Annotated in this window: 14 protein-coding genes and 1 pseudogene; 13 read left to right on the forward strand and 2 right to left on the reverse strand. The window is 54.0% G+C overall.

The window, feature by feature from the left end; all coding sequences use genetic code 11:
• The first annotated feature begins 23 nt into the window (after positions 1–23).
• The 13 genes and pseudogenes from OQH67_RS07925 to OQH67_RS07985 all read left to right on the forward strand — a co-directional run bounded on the left by OQH67_RS07925 (position 24) and on the right by OQH67_RS07985 (position 11,531).
• Complete coding sequence (locus tag OQH67_RS07925; protein ID WP_215437593.1) at positions 24–650, forward strand: DUF6088 family protein; 627 nt, start codon at positions 24–26, stop codon at positions 648–650.
• Entirely contained in the window at positions 643–1,437 is a 795-nt protein-coding gene (locus OQH67_RS07930; RefSeq protein ID WP_215437590.1) for a nucleotidyl transferase AbiEii/AbiGii toxin family protein, read from the forward strand. The genes OQH67_RS07925 and OQH67_RS07930 overlap by 8 nt, the downstream gene beginning before the upstream one ends.
• Positions 1,383–1,649, forward strand: a complete 267-nt coding sequence (locus OQH67_RS07935; protein WP_164917346.1) for a hypothetical protein — start codon at positions 1,383–1,385, stop codon at positions 1,647–1,649. The genes OQH67_RS07930 and OQH67_RS07935 overlap by 55 nt, the downstream gene beginning before the upstream one ends.
• Before the next feature lie 119 nt (positions 1,650–1,768).
• The gene (locus OQH67_RS07940; protein WP_215437587.1) at positions 1,769–2,995 is read left to right on the forward strand and encodes a hypothetical protein; all 1,227 of its coding nucleotides are present in this window, start codon (positions 1,769–1,771) and stop codon (positions 2,993–2,995) included.
• Positions 2,996–3,007: 12 nt separating this feature from the next.
• Positions 3,008–3,802 carry a vWA domain-containing protein gene (locus OQH67_RS07945; protein WP_215711687.1) on the forward strand — a complete coding sequence of 265 codons (795 nt, stop codon included), beginning with the start codon at positions 3,008–3,010 and terminating at the stop codon, positions 3,800–3,802.
• A 292-nt stretch (positions 3,803–4,094) separates the two neighbouring features.
• Positions 4,095–5,095, forward strand: a pseudogene (gene rhuM, locus OQH67_RS07950) (RhuM family protein).
• Entirely contained in the window at positions 5,040–6,200 is a 1,161-nt protein-coding gene (locus tag OQH67_RS07955; protein ID WP_215711689.1) for a hypothetical protein, read from the forward strand. The pseudogene rhuM and the gene OQH67_RS07955 overlap by 56 nt, the downstream one beginning before the upstream one ends.
• An 8-nt stretch (positions 6,201–6,208) precedes the next feature.
• Positions 6,209–7,111, forward strand: a complete 903-nt coding sequence (locus OQH67_RS07960; protein WP_215435984.1) for a hypothetical protein — start codon at positions 6,209–6,211, stop codon at positions 7,109–7,111.
• Positions 7,048–7,419: a fimbrial protein gene (locus tag OQH67_RS07965; RefSeq protein ID WP_215435981.1), complete on the forward strand. Its 372-nt coding sequence runs from the start codon at positions 7,048–7,050 to the stop codon at positions 7,417–7,419. Before OQH67_RS07960 ends, OQH67_RS07965 begins: the two co-directional genes overlap by 64 nt.
• 50 nt (positions 7,420–7,469) lie before the next feature.
• Positions 7,470–7,757: a hypothetical protein gene (locus OQH67_RS07970; protein WP_215435978.1), complete on the forward strand. Its 288-nt coding sequence runs from the start codon at positions 7,470–7,472 to the stop codon at positions 7,755–7,757.
• Positions 7,758–7,988: 231 nt separating this feature from the next.
• Complete coding sequence (locus OQH67_RS07975) at positions 7,989–9,017, forward strand: hypothetical protein (protein WP_215435975.1); 1,029 nt, start codon at positions 7,989–7,991, stop codon at positions 9,015–9,017.
• Between the two features lie 297 nt (positions 9,018–9,314).
• Positions 9,315–9,929 carry a hypothetical protein gene (locus tag OQH67_RS07980; protein WP_215435972.1) on the forward strand — a complete coding sequence of 205 codons (615 nt, stop codon included), beginning with the start codon at positions 9,315–9,317 and terminating at the stop codon, positions 9,927–9,929.
• Between the two features lie 303 nt (positions 9,930–10,232).
• Positions 10,233–11,531, forward strand: coding sequence for an apolipoprotein A1/A4/E family protein (locus OQH67_RS07985; RefSeq protein WP_215435970.1), 1,299 nt, complete (start codon positions 10,233–10,235; stop codon positions 11,529–11,531).
• Positions 11,532–11,549: 18 nt separating this feature from the next.
• Here OQH67_RS07985 and OQH67_RS07990 read toward each other — a convergent pair whose 3' ends face one another.
• Together OQH67_RS07990 and OQH67_RS07995 are read right to left on the reverse strand one after the other, a co-directional pair.
• Positions 11,550–14,099, reverse strand: a complete 2,550-nt coding sequence (locus OQH67_RS07990) for a VWA domain-containing protein (RefSeq protein WP_215435967.1) — start codon at positions 14,097–14,099, stop codon at positions 11,550–11,552.
• Complete coding sequence (locus OQH67_RS07995) at positions 14,096–15,826, reverse strand: DUF7407 domain-containing protein (RefSeq protein WP_215435964.1); 1,731 nt, start codon at positions 15,824–15,826, stop codon at positions 14,096–14,098. The genes OQH67_RS07990 and OQH67_RS07995 overlap by 4 nt, the downstream gene beginning before the upstream one ends.
• Positions 15,827–15,840 lie beyond the last annotated feature (14 nt).

The raw sequence follows: 15,840 nt of genomic DNA on the forward strand, positions 1-15,840 counted from the left end.
CAGATAAACAATACTTTTTAATCATGAAGGGTAGCATCAGGAGCCAGCTGAGGGAAAAAATATTTTCCGAGAAGGCAAAAGGAGAGGTTATTACCTCTTCCGATTTTCTTGCGTTCTGGCCCAGGACAGCAGTAGATCAAGCGCTTTCTCGCATGGCAAGGGATGGCGAGCTCAAGCGTATCCTTCCAGGTATCTATGAGATACCGGCGACCAACAAGAGATTTAATTTGCCTGTACCAACTGACCAGGAACAGGTAGCGAAAGCCTGGGCAAGGAAAAATGAAGCTCGTCTTTTACCTAATGGAATCTATGCCGCTAACGCCTTGTGGCTTTCCGACCAAATGGCCGGGCGGTACGAGTATTTGACGGATCGACCTTCTGCAACGGTTCACGTAGGTGGATGGAAACTCCGCTTCAAGAAGACATCTCCGAAACTGATGCGCCTGTCGGGGAGTATTACGGGATTGGTCGTTCAAGCGTTGCGCTCGCTGGGCAGGAAGTCGATAGATCGTGATTTTGTTGTCACTCAATTAACCAAGCGGCTTTCCGATACGGAAAAGGAACAATTATCTCGTGATATGGAACTTGTTCCTGTATGGATGCGCCCCATTCTACAACAAGTCATAGCGCCCCCTGTCTCTCATGAGTGATTTCCTCAGTCTCCCATCCGAAGATCGAATATTCCTGTGCCGCTACATTGGCGAGCAGCTGGGTATCATTCCTTCTATTGTTGAAAAGGATTTCTGGGTATGCCGGGCTCTGAATATTCTTTTTCAGGAAGACTCCTTGAATCCTTATCTATGCTTCAGAGGCGGAACGTCCCTCTCCAAAGCGTACAGGATCATACGCCGTTTCTCTGAGGATATCGATGTTGCGTTATCTCCTTGTTTCTTCGCTGAACTGGGTGAAGAAGATAAGCCGACAGCGTTTCAATCCGCCAGCCAGAGGGATGCTACATTGCGTAAGATTCGCCCCCACTACCGGAGGATGATGGAGCATGTTCTCCAGCCTCTCATGGAGGAGAGGATGAAAGAAATGGGAATCAAGAATGTGCATATCGAGTTGGAAGATCTGTCCACGGCCCGTGATCCATTTGTCCTCTTAATCCATTATCCATCTTTGTTCGAACAGAATGAAAGCCTCTACATTCGTCCTTTTGTCAAAATCGAATTGAGCGGGAGAGCTCAGACGGAACCATCCGAAGCCAGGATGGTCGATTCTTACATTGGGGAAGGATTTCCGGAGTTTTCAGATTCGACTGAAGTACGAACGATTAGCCCTTTCCGAACATTCTGGGAGAAGTGTTTCATTTCCATGAGAATAATACCCGTCCGCATGAAGGATGGAATATCAAGACCAGGCTGGCACGCCACTATTATGATGTGGCAGCCCTTATCCGAGCGGGATATGTTGATAAGGAGCTATTCTTCGATGTAAGGGACAAACGCAAGCTCTACCATTGGCAGACATGGGTCGATTACGATACATTGCTTCCCTCGGATTTGAAACTGATCCCGGATGCTCTTGAATTGCGAGAAAAATGGCAAAGGGACTACGAACAGACTTCAGCCATGCTCTTTGATGAACCGGAGCCTTTTGATTCATTGATGAGCACGATCAATGGCATCATGAATCAAGACATAGGATGAATGTCCTAATATGATTGATAAAATGTTTCCATATCCATTTTTTATCAATCATAATTGAAAAATTTATTCCCTCCGCGTCATCTATATGTGACGGTTTCATTACCTGCCGTCATGTTTCCATGACTCCATTCTATGCACTCCGCCATCAGGTGAGGCGGCTGGATGAAGAACTCTGCGGCAATAGCAGGAAGTACTCGGCCGGGGATGTTCTGTTTTCAGGTGAGGGGAAACGAATCGTTCTGGGAAAACTCATTGCGGAAGGCGGTGAAGGATCGGTCCTTGTTGCCCATTCGGCATTAGGATCTCCACTCGTTGCCAAGCTCTACCATCCAACGAAACGGATGCGTTGGCGCGAGCAGAAGCTTCGTCTGATGTGTTCCCGCCCCATTTGTTCCCCGTGCGTGGCGTGGCCACGTGAGATCCTGTACGACGAACTGAAACGCTTTATCGGCGTACTGATGCCCCGGGTGGACAGTGTTCCGCTCGGGGCTTTTGCGTTTCATGCGGAGCTACTGAAGAAACAGTTCCCCTCATGGACTCGTTACGATCTGACCAGACTATGCCTGAACCTGTCGGAATCCGTCCATACTCTGCACCGTTACGGTGTCGTTCTGGGAGATCTGCATCCCGGTAATGTGATGGTTTCTCCCTATGGTTCCGTCTGCTGGGTTGATGCCGACAGTTTCCAAATCGAAGACTATCCCTGTTCTGTCGGTACGGAACGTTTCCGGGAACCGGAGCTTCACGGCAACTTCGGAGACTTTCTCCGTACCCGAAGCCACGATGCCTACGCCTTGTCCGTCCTGCTCTTCATGACGCTGACGCTCGGCCTGTCTCCCTTTGCCCGGCAAGGGGGAGAAGGAGACATGCGGGAAGCCGCCGGAAAGGGCGTGCTGCCGTACCCGTTTGCTTCGTACAAGCCTCCGGCGGGATTCTACCCGCCCAATACGCCCGGGCGCTATGTCTGGTCGTATCTCCCCCGCAAGCTCCGCGACGCTCTCGGTCACAATCTTACCTGTGTCCAGCGTCGCGATTTGCGTCCACGCGCCATACCGGGGTATCTGGCGCGTTGTTTGCTGCAATACCTCAGGGATATGGAGCCGGGAGGCGGAAAGGATCATCCCATGTACCGGGATCTTCTGTACGACCGTCCCTGCCCACCCCGAAGTCTGCTGGTACAGATGACATCCAACATCTGTGCGGACTGCGGGATTCTCTTCCGGGAGGCTCCTGACGATGTCGCACGGCGTTTACGGCAATCTCATGCCAAATCTTTATGCAGGCTCTGCATACGGCGTCGTAGCGCATTGAATCAGGCAACCCGGAATCCAACCACCAACAATTAACTTGAATAAACCATGTCTATATCATCATCGACACAACCAAACAAACAGAAACAACTCGCCGCGATGCGCGAGTTCAGCAACAACACCAACGCCCGCCTTCCCGTTCTCTTCCTGCTGGATGCCAGCAGCAGTATGAACGGTATTGTCCGGGGCGGCAACCAACACATCCTCCGTCAGGAATATTCTGACGGGATCAACTGGAATATCGTCACGGGAGACAATCTCGTCACCCGGATGGACGAACTCAATACCGGGCTTCAGCGGTTCGTCAGCGACATTCTGGCCGATCCTCTGGCAAAACTGGCCGCCGATGTAGCGGTGATCACATTCGCCCGGACGGTAGCAACAGTAAAGGAGTTCGGTCCGATCCGGGAATCTGACACAGTCCTGAAGATATCCACGTCACAGGAGAATGAAACGCTCCTTGGTGAAGCCGTCGAATTGGCTCTAGCTGAACTCGACAGCCGCAAGCGTACCTATCGGAAACACGGAGTGGAATACTACCAGCCCTGGCTCGTCGTGATGACGGACGGGGTTCCGACCAGCGCCCGACACCGGGAGCTGGAGGGACGATTGAAGGAACTGACGGCTGCCCGCAAGCTCAGTGTGTTCGTTTTCGGTATCGGCCGTGCCGATCTGTCGGAGCTTTCCTGCATCAGCCCGGGGCGCCCTCCCATGCAGATCAACGATCAGATGTTCCCGGAACTGTTCGCATGGCTGAGCCGTAGCGTCCGCATGGTCAGCATGTCCGTACCGGGCGACGGAGTGTCTCTAACTCCTCTCCCGGAGGATGTGTGGCAGGTGTAGGACTGGCAACATCAGGAAGTCTCTCTCATGGGGGGCTTTCTTTTAGATAGCCCACAACATGAATGGTGCTATCTCCACTATTTCAAGTTTATGCGTTTTCCTAAAATAGCGGCTGTAGTTATTTCGAGAAATGTTCCCATGGGAGCGACGCCTTTTGATGAAAGTCGTCGGATGATGTGAGCTTTGAGCTTTGCATGCATGCCGGTTTTGCTATGCTTCATTGGGCTCATTATTCCAGAATGACTGCCGTTATTCGGGTTGCCATATGGATTGATCGAAAAGAAGACAAGGTATGACCCATCTGCCGACAGAAGACGAAACCCCGGTTCCCGGAGAGCTGTTATTGTATACTTCTCCGGATGGCAACATCCGTCTGGATCTTCGCATCCATGATGAGACATTGTGGATGACCCAGCAGATGATGGCCGAACTGTTCCAGACATCCGTGCAAAACATCATCATGCATGTGAAGAATATCTACGAAGAGACTGAGCTTGAAAGGGAAGGAACTTGTAAGGATTTCTTACAAGTTCGTCAGGAGGGTATGCGTCAGGTTAGACGTTCCATCACGTTTTACAACCTCGATATGATCATTTCCGTCGGTTACCGGGTGAATAGCATACGGGGCACTCAATTTCGCATATGGGCGACCCAGAGCCTGAAGGAATACATGATCAAGGGGGTTGCCATTGATGACGAACGTTTGAAGAACCCGCCGATTCCCGGAACGACACCGTTGACGGCCCACTTTGATGAATTGCTCGAGCGTATTCGGGACATTCGTGCCAGCGAACGGGCATGTACCTGCGCATCAAGGATGTTTTTGCCATGGCGGCTGACTATGTGCCGTCCGGAAAGGAAACGACGGAGTTTTTCAGCTCAATTCAGAACAAACTGTACTATGCCATTACCGGACACAGTGCTGCGGAATTGATGATGATGCGGGCAGACGCATCAGCGCCCAACATGGGGTTGACCAGCTGGGCCGGAGACCGAATCCATGTCAGCGATGTTACGGTCGCAAAGGAGGAAGAAATCAGCGATTTCAATCGTTTGACCTCCCTGTGCCTGGACTTTGTCGAGGATCAGGCAAAAAAACGCCGTGAGATATTCCTGCATGAATGGGAAGACGAGCTTAACGAACTGCTTCGTCTCATGGGAAGGCGTGTACTGAAAGGCAAGGGGCAGCGGTCAAAGAAGCAGGCCCAGGCGCATGTCCGGGGGCAATACCGGCTTTATGAGGAGCGCCGCAGGCTGGAGGCTGAACATCAGCTCGGAAATCCGGGAAGGTGAAACTTTTGTCACTCTGGAAACCATCGTTACCTACACGCGCGACGCCGCCGGGCGCCCCTTGCGGACGCGCCGCGATACCGGAGCCATGACGACTGCGGAATCGATCGTCTGCGACCAACTGGGGCGTCCCGTCGTTCAGACCGATCTTCTGGGCCGCGTCACTACTACGGCCTACAGCGAAGACGGGCTAACGACCACTGTCACGACACCCGCCGGGGCTACTCTTGTCACCGAACTTCACGCCGACGGCAGCATCATGCACGAGTACGGCACGGGACAGCGCGAAATCCACCACTCCTACGATCTCGATGGCAATTGTCTGAGGGAAACCGTCTATTTGGCTGACCGCTCGACGATTCTCTCCCAGACCCTGACCAACGGTTTCGGGCAAATCGTTGCCCAGGTGACTCCCTCCACTTCCAGCTTTATCTATGACCGCAGTGAATACAATGCGGAAGGTCAGATCGTGCGCACCGGGCGCGACACGGGTTCCGGCGCCGACGCCGTTTCCATGGCTCCTACGCTCTATGAATACGACGCTTTCGGCAACCTTGTGAAGCAAACCCTGGCCTGCGATGACGAGCCTTCCGTCTTGAATTCGCCTGTCCGGGAATACGCCTATGGTGTTGAAAATACCGAAGACGGTGTCTATACGGTTACGATGCAAACCCGGTACAATGCCGAGGGCCAGCCTCTTGTCTCCCTCCAAAAACAACTCGTTTCCGAACTTTCATCCACGCTGGAATCAAAGTCGGTCAACATCGACGAACGCGGCTTGACTTCCATGGAATGGATAGAGTATGCTGAGAATTCAAAGAAAATCCAAAAGAATGTAATTCCTTCCTCAAGTGTGACGGCACAAGTTGTCAGCATCGACGGGTTTGTGCCTTCTCAAACCGATTACACAGGCATTGCCATAATGAAAAACCGCTCTTTTACGGCAACCGGCATGACGTTGACGACTACGGATGGGCGCGGTAACACGACCACGGCGCAAACCGATATTGCCGGGCGCACCGTTCGTCTCATCGATGCGGCGGGTCACGCAACGACAACGGAATACGATGACGCCTCCGGCCAGCCTCCGTCGTTACCGACGCCCTAGGCAACACAGTGTACTACCGCTATGACCTTTTCGGCCGCAAAATAGCGGAATGGGGAACGGCGATCCAGCCAGCCTCGTTCGCCTACGACAACGCCGGCCGTATGATGGCGCTCACCACCTACCGTACCTCCGACGGGGATATCTCTACGGATCCGGCGGACCGTACCGATGGCGATACGACGACGTGGTCCTATCACGACGCTACTGGCCTCGAAACGCTTAAAACCTTCGCCGACGGTTCGCATATCGACAAGTCCTACAATGCTTTCAACCAGGCCTCTACTGAGACCAACGCCCGAGGCATCGTCAAAACCTGCACATACGATATCAAACGGGGCCTGTTGACGGGCGTTTCCTTCTCCGACGGCACGCCGGGGCAAACAATCGTCTACAATCATTTGGGCCAGATCACCCGGCTCGTCGATGCCTCCGGTATGCGCTTGATGACATATAATATATACGGAGAGCTCGAATCTGAAAGCCTGACAACGGACGGCTCGACCTATCGAATGGGCGAACATATCGATTCCTGCGGACGCAGAGCCGGTTATCGGCTGGCAAATGATGCCCAGGATATTCAGAATACGCAAATTGCCTACGATGATTGCGGCCGCATCGCTTCCCTGAGTCTGGATGGGGCCGCGGCGCCGTTTACCTGGTCCTATGCTGCTGCCAGCGGATTTGTGGAAGGGCTTGACTACCCCAACGGGATGAGCCGTAAGAACACGTATGACGATAAACGCAACCTCGTTGCCATCATTGATTACCAGCGACCGGACAGTGTCTATTCGCCAGCCTGTCACGAATACGAGCACGATGCGCTGGGGCGCCGATGCAACGCAAAGACATGGAGAACACTGCAGCACCCAAAACGACGCGCTTCTTCACCTACAACAGCCGCAGTGAACTGATTGGCGACCAGCTTCGTCCCGGTGGCCGATTCGGCTATCAATACGACAACATTGGGAACCGCAAGACCTCCTTCGAATTCGGCGATACTACGGATTATACGACCAATGATCTCAACCAATACGCTGGTATCGTTAAGAATGGCGACGAATCCTTCATTCCTTCCTACGACGAGGACGGCAACCAGACGAAGGTGAAAACCTCTACCGGCATCTGGAACGTCTTCTACAACGCCGAAAACAGGCCTGTGAAGTTCGAAAATGGAGAAGGTACTACTATGTACCTAAATTTAGTAAAAGTGTCCCGCTAGGTCCTATGGGAGATGGCCGATTCTCTTTTGGAGGAAGATTGAATTTTAGCATGAATCTCATTTTCGCACCTAATACGTCAAAGTTTAATGTTGATGTAAATGGCGAATATGATATAGAAAATAGTGTTTTCAGTATAGATAAACAAATTAATATCGGAGGTATGGAAGCTAGTTTGAGAGCAGGTGCTACTGTAGGAGATACTGCTAAAATCGGTATTGATGGATCTGCTGATATAGCTAAATGCCCTAAACGTTCTATTACGGGACGAGTGTACATTACAGGAAGTATGGAATCTTATATTATTTTAGGGGCCAAAGCTTCCCTAAAAGATAGTTGATTTGACATTTCTGTTGGTGCCGAAGTTAAGGAATCCATTAAATTATCGTATAAGCAATGTCGGATTTTTCAAGGAGGAAAATCTACATTCTAGACAGCAGAAATAACTTTATCGGTAAGTGCTAATGTTTATATATATTCGCTGATTCTTTAAATGTTAATTTAGAGGAAAATTCTTTTAAATTTACTAATTTCTGGGAATCTCAAATTTTATAAAATTATTATTAAGGGTATGAGTATTTTCAGCTGCGTATTTCAAGATCAAAAAAATGAATTTGTACTTGGTAAAAGAACGCTCAATGGATCATTATTGAAAATGGACGGGTCTGTTTGTGGTCATTATTCCGTAGAAGCATTTCCTCAGAGGTGCCGTGTGCATATATCTATAGAATCTTCGGAGCTTCAAGTTGATATACGGAAATCAATGAGTGATTCCATCCAATGGGTAAATAAGCTCTTTATGCCATGGGGCAAAGGGAATATTATTCTCAACGGGAAAAATATTGCACAATATATTTCTTATGGGGAAATTAAATTTGAAGATCCCAAATTGGGGTTTTTAAAGATCATACAGGATGATAGTGCTCGTAGATTTTTGTGGGCCAGAGCTCAAGGATGTTCTTATGATGATGCAAATAAATTTAGGAATTACCGGGAAACATTACTTGTAAGCAATGACGCTGTGTTTGCCTCCTTTTGCGGGTATTACAGACGTTCTCGTCTTTTAAATGAAAATGATGAAAATATAATTGTTAACATGCCTTTAGAAAAACAATGGTGTATTTTTACTTTATGTCTGATATGGAATGCAATGAGACCAATTGAAGGTTTTTTGCAAAATGAAATGACTCCTTCTCATAATTGCATTGGGGATCCTATTCCGGACATTCCTTCGTTTGTATTATTAGAGAAAGACGGAGAAACAATACTTTCCACTGATCCTGAAGATGTTAACGGGAGAATACTGAAACGTGACCAATTTTTTCAATTTATTGCTCGTAATTGCCAATGGTATCTTGGTATTCCTCTTATTCTATTGCTGTATGCCTTCTTAAAAGATTGTTATGGTTTTTTTCTTTTGAAAATGAATGATATTCCTGTCGGAAGGCTTTGGATAACAGGTTTGTTGTGTCTTTCAGTTGCTATTCTGTATTGGAAAGTTGCTTTCAGGCATGACGCTGCGAAATATTATCGGTTTCCTTTAAAAAACGAGGCCTGTACAATGGAGCAAATACCGCAGGACGATAGTTTCTCATCTTAATGAAAATCGTAATAAGTTTTATCATGGTATTTTTTCTAAATCTTTCCTTGTGAAACCCGATTCTGTGATGGAGGTTCAACGGCAGGAGTTCAAGAACAGGTAATAGGGAGGCGGCCAAGATTTCGTTACAGGAAAGTGTTGCATGAGGTGCCTGTGTCATGTAGGACTCCTATATCACAGATTTATGTAAGAAGGTGGAAACTGTAATTGCCCTGGAAAAAATCTGGGGACATTATTCTATCTTGTCCTACTAAAAATACCGTAAATCACCGTATTCTTTATTAATATGAAATTGGCATGACACGAAGACTTGGTTTGGATAAATGTCTTTCCACTCGTGGAAGCTACTCGCTTTCCTTTTCGTTGGATGGTGGAATTCTAACGGTTGAGAGGTTGTCATATGAACCTTGGTGGAGGAAAATCCTTCTAACAGGATTGTTTTTCATTCCTTTTCTCGGTTTTTTATTGTCAACATTATACTGTATTTACGCAATTTTTGCAGGTTTGGAGTATGCTGCCAATTGCCTGGAGGTTCTTCCTTTGATGATTCTTATAAGTGTCATCTGTTTTACAGGGATTCCTTCTATAAATACTTTGTATTCAAGCAAAGTCATTTTTGGAAGCGGTCAATTCTCATTTATTGGTGCCTTTATCTCCAGGAAAAGTCGGTTAGCAAATAAAAAAGCAGGACTTGTCTTGGAAATATATGATTCACCCAGAGGAAGTCTCCTGAAAGGTGAAATCATCATACGCCGGAAAGGGAAATTTCCTCCTTGGAATATTCATGTCCCGTTGTTCCAGACGATTACATATCCCTCAAAAGAAATCGCTAACAAGAATGCTTGTATGATAAAAGAATTTATTTCTGAAAACGCTCATTTACTTTTTTCAGAAATAATAATAGAACAATAGAGAAGGTTAAATTTTCTCTTCCTGGAAATTTTAAAAGTCGTATTGATGATAACGACTTTCATGATGACTATTTGATCCCGAATATTTCTGGGCAGGAATCCTCTTTGTTAATAGGAAACCGTCCCATGCGGTCAGGAATCCCGGCCATATTTTTATCCGTCTGTGAAACATGGTTCGTATTCAGCGGTTAAATGGTTGTCTTCCGCATTTTTTGAGTGGAAGGAGACTTGTACTTTTCTCTTTCCGGGAGGTTGATTTTTGAGTACATGTGTGACTATGCATTCGGCAAAGGGACAGAATGGGATGGTGCGCGCTCTGCGGCTGCGGCGGCTGGTGAATGCCGTGATGGTGGCGGAGGCCTTGTGCATTCCCTGTTTTGTGGCCGGAGCGGTGCTGGGACTCGTCTGGTATGGAGGGCGCCGGATGGGGATGGAGTTGCCGTGGCTGTTGGGGGTGTCCGTTTTAGCGGCTTTGATGTTTCTGGTGTTTTGGAGCTGGCGGGTTCTCCGGGGCCGCATGTTCAGCCTGCGGGATGCGGCTGCGTTGATGGATGACCAGCTTGAACTGAATGCGGCGTTGAGTGCCGGGGTGCAATGGGGGGATGAGGGAATGCCTGCCTGTACCATGCGGCAGGGCGGCCCCGTGGTGCGGGTGCGTTCCTGGAGTCCGCTGGCGTGGATGGCCGCGGGGCTGGCCCTGGCTTGGTGCGGGGCGTTTCTTCCTTTGCCGCGGGTGGAGATCAGGCCCGTTCTTCCCGATGTCCCGCCGGCTCTTGTTCAGGCCGAGGCCGCGTTGAATGAAGTAGAGAAGATGGAGGAGGTGGAAAGAACGTCTGTGGAGCCGTTCCGTGAGCAGTTGGAGGCTTTAAAGCAGATGTCCCGGGAAGAGATGTATTCCCACGCGGGGCTTGAGGCATTGGATGCCTTGAGGAACAAAATCGGAACGGCCATGCAGGAACTGGGCGGCCGTTTGCAGCAGACGAATGAGGCGCTGGCGATGTCCGGCAGCCCCAACGCGCAGAACCAGGAGGGCATGCAGGAGGGCATGCAGGAGGCTGTGCAGGCGTTGCGTGCCGCCATGGAAGCCCTGGATCATTCCGGCTTGCGGATGGATAGTACAATGGAAGCTCGGTTGAATGAGCTGGCTTCCGCTTCTTCCCGCCGGATTGATCCGGAAACTCTGCGCCGGCTGCAGGAAAGATTGAAGCATGCTTCCTCCCGGTTGAAGGAGATGTGTGAGGAGTGCGGCATGGCGTCCGTGGCGTCTCCGGATGATGATTTGGTGTGTCGGAATGCGGGGGAAGGGGATTTGCCCGGACAGATGGGGATTTCCCGCGGCCGTAGTGATGCGCCCCTGGCTTTTCAGCCGGAAGAGCGGGAGAAGCTGGCGACCCGGAGACACCAGGTGAGTAACGAAGACCTGGAACATGCCGCCCTGGGCTCTGTGGCGGGAGTAGAAGTTTCCGCCCCCTCTCCGGAAGAAGGCGGCAGCGGCATGGAGAGCGGCGGCCGTGCCGCGCAGCCCGCCCGCGGCGGGGATGCGGTCTGGTCGGAGAATCTGACGCCCCGGGAACAGTCCGCGTTGAAAGGAATTTTCAAGTGACGGGCTTGCGGCCTGGTGTTATTCCGCGGATTCCCGCCCGGCGCGTTTTGTCCCCGGCAAAAGCCCCGTCCGCGTGAGCAGGGCGTCCGTGACAAGCAGGATCAGGAGCCCCCACAGGAGGAAGGGCTGAAGGTCAAGGCGGGAGGTGGGCCGCGGTTCGTTCAGGATGGAGGCCAGGTCCAGCCTTTCCCGGCCGCCTGACCTTTGCACCATGTCCAGAAAGGCCTGCCGGGCCGGGCGTGACATGGCCCATTCCGGGTCCAGACTCTGGTTGACGGGGCCGAAAGGCATTGCGTTGCCCCCTATGCGGACGGCGCCGCGCGCCGTGGTTCCGGGAGGCAGGGGGAAGCTGCACCGGAAGGCTCCCGGCTGAAGATGCTCCCAGATTCCCTGAATGGTGCGGGTACCGTCCCGGCCGGCCAGTTCCACGGTGATTTCCGGCATTTGGCGCGCCATCTGCGGGATGTTTTCTTCGCTGTAGTAGAGGTGGACGAAGAGGCGGTCTCCCGCGGTTTCCGTGCGTACGGAGTAGCCCGGTGGCGCGTCCTGCCTGTTGAGCCAGCGGGAGAGGGTCTGGACCAGGTCTCCGTATCCCTCCCAGTTCTGCACGGACTGCCCGAAGGGGCCGCCCAGCGCCAAGGTGACGGCGGCTACGCGTCCCGCCCCCCGGTTCCAGAAGGAAATCAGGGGCGCCTGGTAGCTGTCGGCGGAGATGCAGGCGGCAGTGGCTTCATCCCTCAGGTAGCAGAGGTTGTACCCGTCTATCGTCCGGGGCCAGTCCGGCTGTGCCGCGGCAATCTGGTTCCATCCGGCCGTGCCGTGCAGGGGCGTCTGTTCTTCCAGAAAGGCGGCCCGGGCCACGGAGATGGTTTCCTGCGTGAAGATATCGGGAATATCCCCGGGGCGGTCGCAGAAGAAGATGCGGCCTTGGCCCAGTTCTGCTATTTCCTTGAGCAGGTCGGCGTCTTGGCTTTTTTCCGTTCCCAGGGCAATGACGCTGACGGTGGCGCCTGCCCGGGTCATTTCGCTCAGCGTGGTTTTATAATCGTCCGGTTCTTCGGAGTCGTCGGCATCGGAAAAAAGGATCAGGTGCCTGGTTCCCGCCTGTGTTTTTTGCAGTTCCGCCCATCCGGCCCTGAGCCCTTCCCCCACGAAGATGCCGCCGCCCATGGACTGGATGCGGGAGACGCTGCGGAGCATTTGGTCCCGGTTGGGGCCTATCCGGCTCATGTCCACAATGGCGTGGGGAGAGCTGTCCACGGCGAGGACGGAGATAAAATCTTCATCAGCAAGGTTCAGGATGGTCTGGCAGGCGCCGGCATTCGCCAGGTCCATCTTGGTTTTGCCTCCGGAAGCTGACATGGACATGGACCCCGAACGGTCCAGGACAATGCTCATGGAAGTGAGAAGGCCGGCCCGGTCCTTTTTCAGTTCCATGGAGACGGGGAGCAGTTCGTCCACGGGGGAGGAGAAGTAGCCTCCGGAACCGAAGCTTTGCCTGCCTCCGGCCATGAGCAGGCCGCCGCCCTGTTCCCGCACATAGTAGTTCAGGGCATGGAGGAATTTCCGGGAGACGGCGGAGGCCCTGAGGTTGTTGATGATCACCAGGCCGGCTCCCGACAGGTGGCCGGAGTCCAGCTGCAGGGGATCCGCCGGGCGCTGGACGTCGAATCCCTGTGCGGCAAGGAAGGGGACAAGCGGGTCCCGGTCATAGCCGGAAAGGAGCAGTACCTTGCTGCCTCCCGTTACTTCCACAAGCTGTTCCGCCCGGTTGTTGCCCGTCACGGGATCGCCGGGAGGGGAGATGAATGCTTCATAAGCTGCGCATCCGGGAGTGGAAAGGCGGTCTGTCAGCCGTACGACGGCTTTTCCGTCAACCAGAACCGCCTGTCCCGTCAGGGGTGTTCCGCCGTTTCTGCTTATCTGCCAGGGGACCACGGCCCCGGAACCGGGCGGCCCGGTGATGGCGACCTCCAGCAGAAAGGCTTCCCCCGGACGGATGCGCGCGGGGGCCTTGATATGATCGATGCGGATGTCCGCCTCCCGGTTGACGGAGATCATGCGGTAGTCCACGGGAACCCCGGCGCGGAGGAGCTGTTCCGGCGTGTTGTCCAGAGGGGTGGTGGGCCAGCCGTCCGTGACCATCAGGATGCGGTTGACGCGGTCCGGCTCCATTTGTGCAAGGGTATAGGCCAGGGCTTCCGCCATGCATGTGTTGGAGGGGCCCCCATTGAAAACAGGGTCCCCCTGTCCCCGGAGCACAGCTTCACGGGCGAAGTCCACCAGCCGGATGCGGTCGCCCGGCCGCTTGCTGCGTTCCAGGATGGACTGGATTTCCGGAGCGTCCGCGGCGGCGGCCCCGTCCGTGGAGCCGGACTGGTCGATCAGCACCCACAGGTCCATGTCGCTTCCGCCCCTGGTGATTACGGGCTGGGCCAGCGCCAGAACCAGCACGGCCTGGATCAGCAGGCGCACCGGGGAAGCCAGGCGCAGCCGCTTGTATTTCCAGCCTGCCAGAACCAGCAGGGGAACCAGGAAGAACCATTCCGGAGAGAGAAATTGAATCATGGGCGCCGGAGGGTGTTGGGGGTTGACGGTATCCAGGAGGCCATCAGGGCCAGTCCGGCCAGGGCCAGCCACAGTGGGGCAAGAGGGTCGGGCGCGAGATGCCGCCGCGTTTCCTGTTTCAGGTCCTGTAGTCCGCTGTCAAAAGTGGAGCAGTGGGAGAAGTCGCCCATGCGGGCGTCGGAGAACCAGACGGCTCCGTGGAAGAGGGGAGTCGTTTCTGCAGGCGTCCCGGTAATGTCGATGAAGCCGGGTTCTTCCGGCAGGCGCCCGGAGAAGGACGCTTCTTTCCGCTCCCCGTCCGGCGCCGTGTGGATGATCCGGGAGCCTCCGGGGAGACGGAGGCGCGTTCCTCCGGGAAGGTTGCCCGTGGTGACGCCGGGCACGCGGGCCTGGACGGCTTCCATGAAACGGCGCACCATCAGCACGGTGGCCGGCAGACGGTCCGCGTTGGAGTCTTCCCATGACCAGTTGAGGAAGAGAGCGCCTTCTTCCAGCCACGCCAGCGGGGTATTTTCCCGCCAGAGCAGCATCGTAGCGTTTTCCCCCGGAGCCATGCTTCCGGTGCCGGGCACAAGCAGCCCGCTCCAGTTCAGGCCGTCCGTCAGGGGATGCCGTTCCGCCGTCACAGTACGTATTCCTGAGGATTTTTCCGCCAGGCGCCCCAGAATGATGGCCGCGCCGTGAGGCCGGTGGGCGTCTGCCTTGTCTTCAACAAGGATGCGGAGCGCGGCCGTGGAGTCCGTGGAAGGGCTGGAGGAGAAGCCGGGTAGGCCGGAGTAGATTTTCCGGAAAACATCGGCCGTTTTTTCCGGAACCTGCATTTCCACGGCGACCGGTTTGGGGGTGGGGCGTACCAGAGGCAGAACGTCGTCCAGCGGGAAGGCATCGGGCGCAAGACGGAGCACGGCCGTGCCGCAGCCGGGCGGCAGGGTATATTCAAATTCCGCGACGGCGCCGGGATGGAGCGTCAGTGATTGTTCCTGAGCCACATCTCCCGCGCGGATGGAGACGCTTTTCTGGACAGGGGCGGCAGAGTTGTTTTTTACGGCGATTCTCCAGCGCGGCTCTCCCGGCCCTTCCATACGTGTGATGCCCGCAAATCCGGCGTTGTCAAGCGGCTTGCCCACGCCGCGGGCCGGCTGGCCGGCAGGGACCCGTTCCGGGGTGCAGGTGACCAGGCGTGTGAGCCCGCCGGCTCCGGCCATGGAGGCCGCCGTACGCAGGGATTCGGAGAGGTCGTGGGTGGCGGCGTCCGGCATCCACCGGGAAAGGGACTGGAGGGCGGCGTTCCTGTTGTTTCCGCGGTAGAAGGGCAGGCGCGCCGGGCGGCTTCCCATCAGAACCCAGGTGGTGGGGATGCCCTGTTTTCCGATGTTTTCCATGTCTTCGGCCACGGCCTGAACGGCTTCTTCACGGAAAGGGTACATGTTGGCGGAGTCATCCATGATGAAGACGACCGTCTGCTCCGCGTCCTGCCGGACCCAGCACGGCGCGGCAAGCACCCATGCCAGCAGCAGAACCGCGAGCAGTTGAAGCCACAGGGCGCGGGAGGAGCGCAGCCTGTCCCAGTTCCTTCCCGTGGCTGCCTCCGGGGCCAGGGATTCCAGCAGAAACATGGTGGCCGTAAGGCGTACCCGCGTTCTGTGCTGAAGGAAGTGGATGGCAAGGATGAGGGGTATTCCCAGGAGCGCCCACAGGCCGGCCGTGTTGGTGAGATGAGGGAGCATGGGGAGAAAGAAGG

The organism is Akkermansia biwaensis (assembly GCF_026072915.1).
Classification (GTDB): domain Bacteria; phylum Verrucomicrobiota; class Verrucomicrobiia; order Verrucomicrobiales; family Akkermansiaceae; genus Akkermansia; species Akkermansia biwaensis.

Excerpts from the sequence above, each read along its gene's own strand:
- OQH67_RS07940 (WP_215437587.1), top strand. The coding sequence starts at position 1,769 with ATGACTCCATTCTATGCACTCCGCCATCAGGTGAGGCGGCTGGATGAA.
- OQH67_RS07990 (WP_215435967.1), bottom strand. The coding sequence starts at position 14,099 with ATGATTCAATTTCTCTCTCCGGAATGGTTCTTCCTGGTTCCCCTGCTG.
- OQH67_RS07965 (WP_215435981.1), top strand. The coding sequence starts at position 7,048 with ATGGAGAACACTGCAGCACCCAAAACGACGCGCTTCTTCACCTACAAC.
- OQH67_RS07985 (WP_215435970.1), top strand. The coding sequence starts at position 10,233 with ATGGTGCGCGCTCTGCGGCTGCGGCGGCTGGTGAATGCCGTGATGGTG.
- OQH67_RS07925 (WP_215437593.1), top strand. The coding sequence starts at position 24 with ATGAAGGGTAGCATCAGGAGCCAGCTGAGGGAAAAAATATTTTCCGAG.
- OQH67_RS07930 (WP_215437590.1), top strand. The coding sequence starts at position 643 with ATGAGTGATTTCCTCAGTCTCCCATCCGAAGATCGAATATTCCTGTGC.
- OQH67_RS07995 (WP_215435964.1), bottom strand. The coding sequence starts at position 15,826 with ATGCTCCCTCATCTCACCAACACGGCCGGCCTGTGGGCGCTCCTGGGA.
- OQH67_RS07955 (WP_215711689.1), top strand. The coding sequence starts at position 5,040 with ATGAGGAGCGCCGCAGGCTGGAGGCTGAACATCAGCTCGGAAATCCGG.
- OQH67_RS07980 (WP_215435972.1), top strand. The coding sequence starts at position 9,315 with ATGACACGAAGACTTGGTTTGGATAAATGTCTTTCCACTCGTGGAAGC.
- OQH67_RS07975 (WP_215435975.1), top strand. The coding sequence starts at position 7,989 with ATGAGTATTTTCAGCTGCGTATTTCAAGATCAAAAAAATGAATTTGTA.
- OQH67_RS07945 (WP_215711687.1), top strand. The coding sequence starts at position 3,008 with ATGTCTATATCATCATCGACACAACCAAACAAACAGAAACAACTCGCC.
- OQH67_RS07970 (WP_215435978.1), top strand. The coding sequence starts at position 7,470 with ATGAATCTCATTTTCGCACCTAATACGTCAAAGTTTAATGTTGATGTA.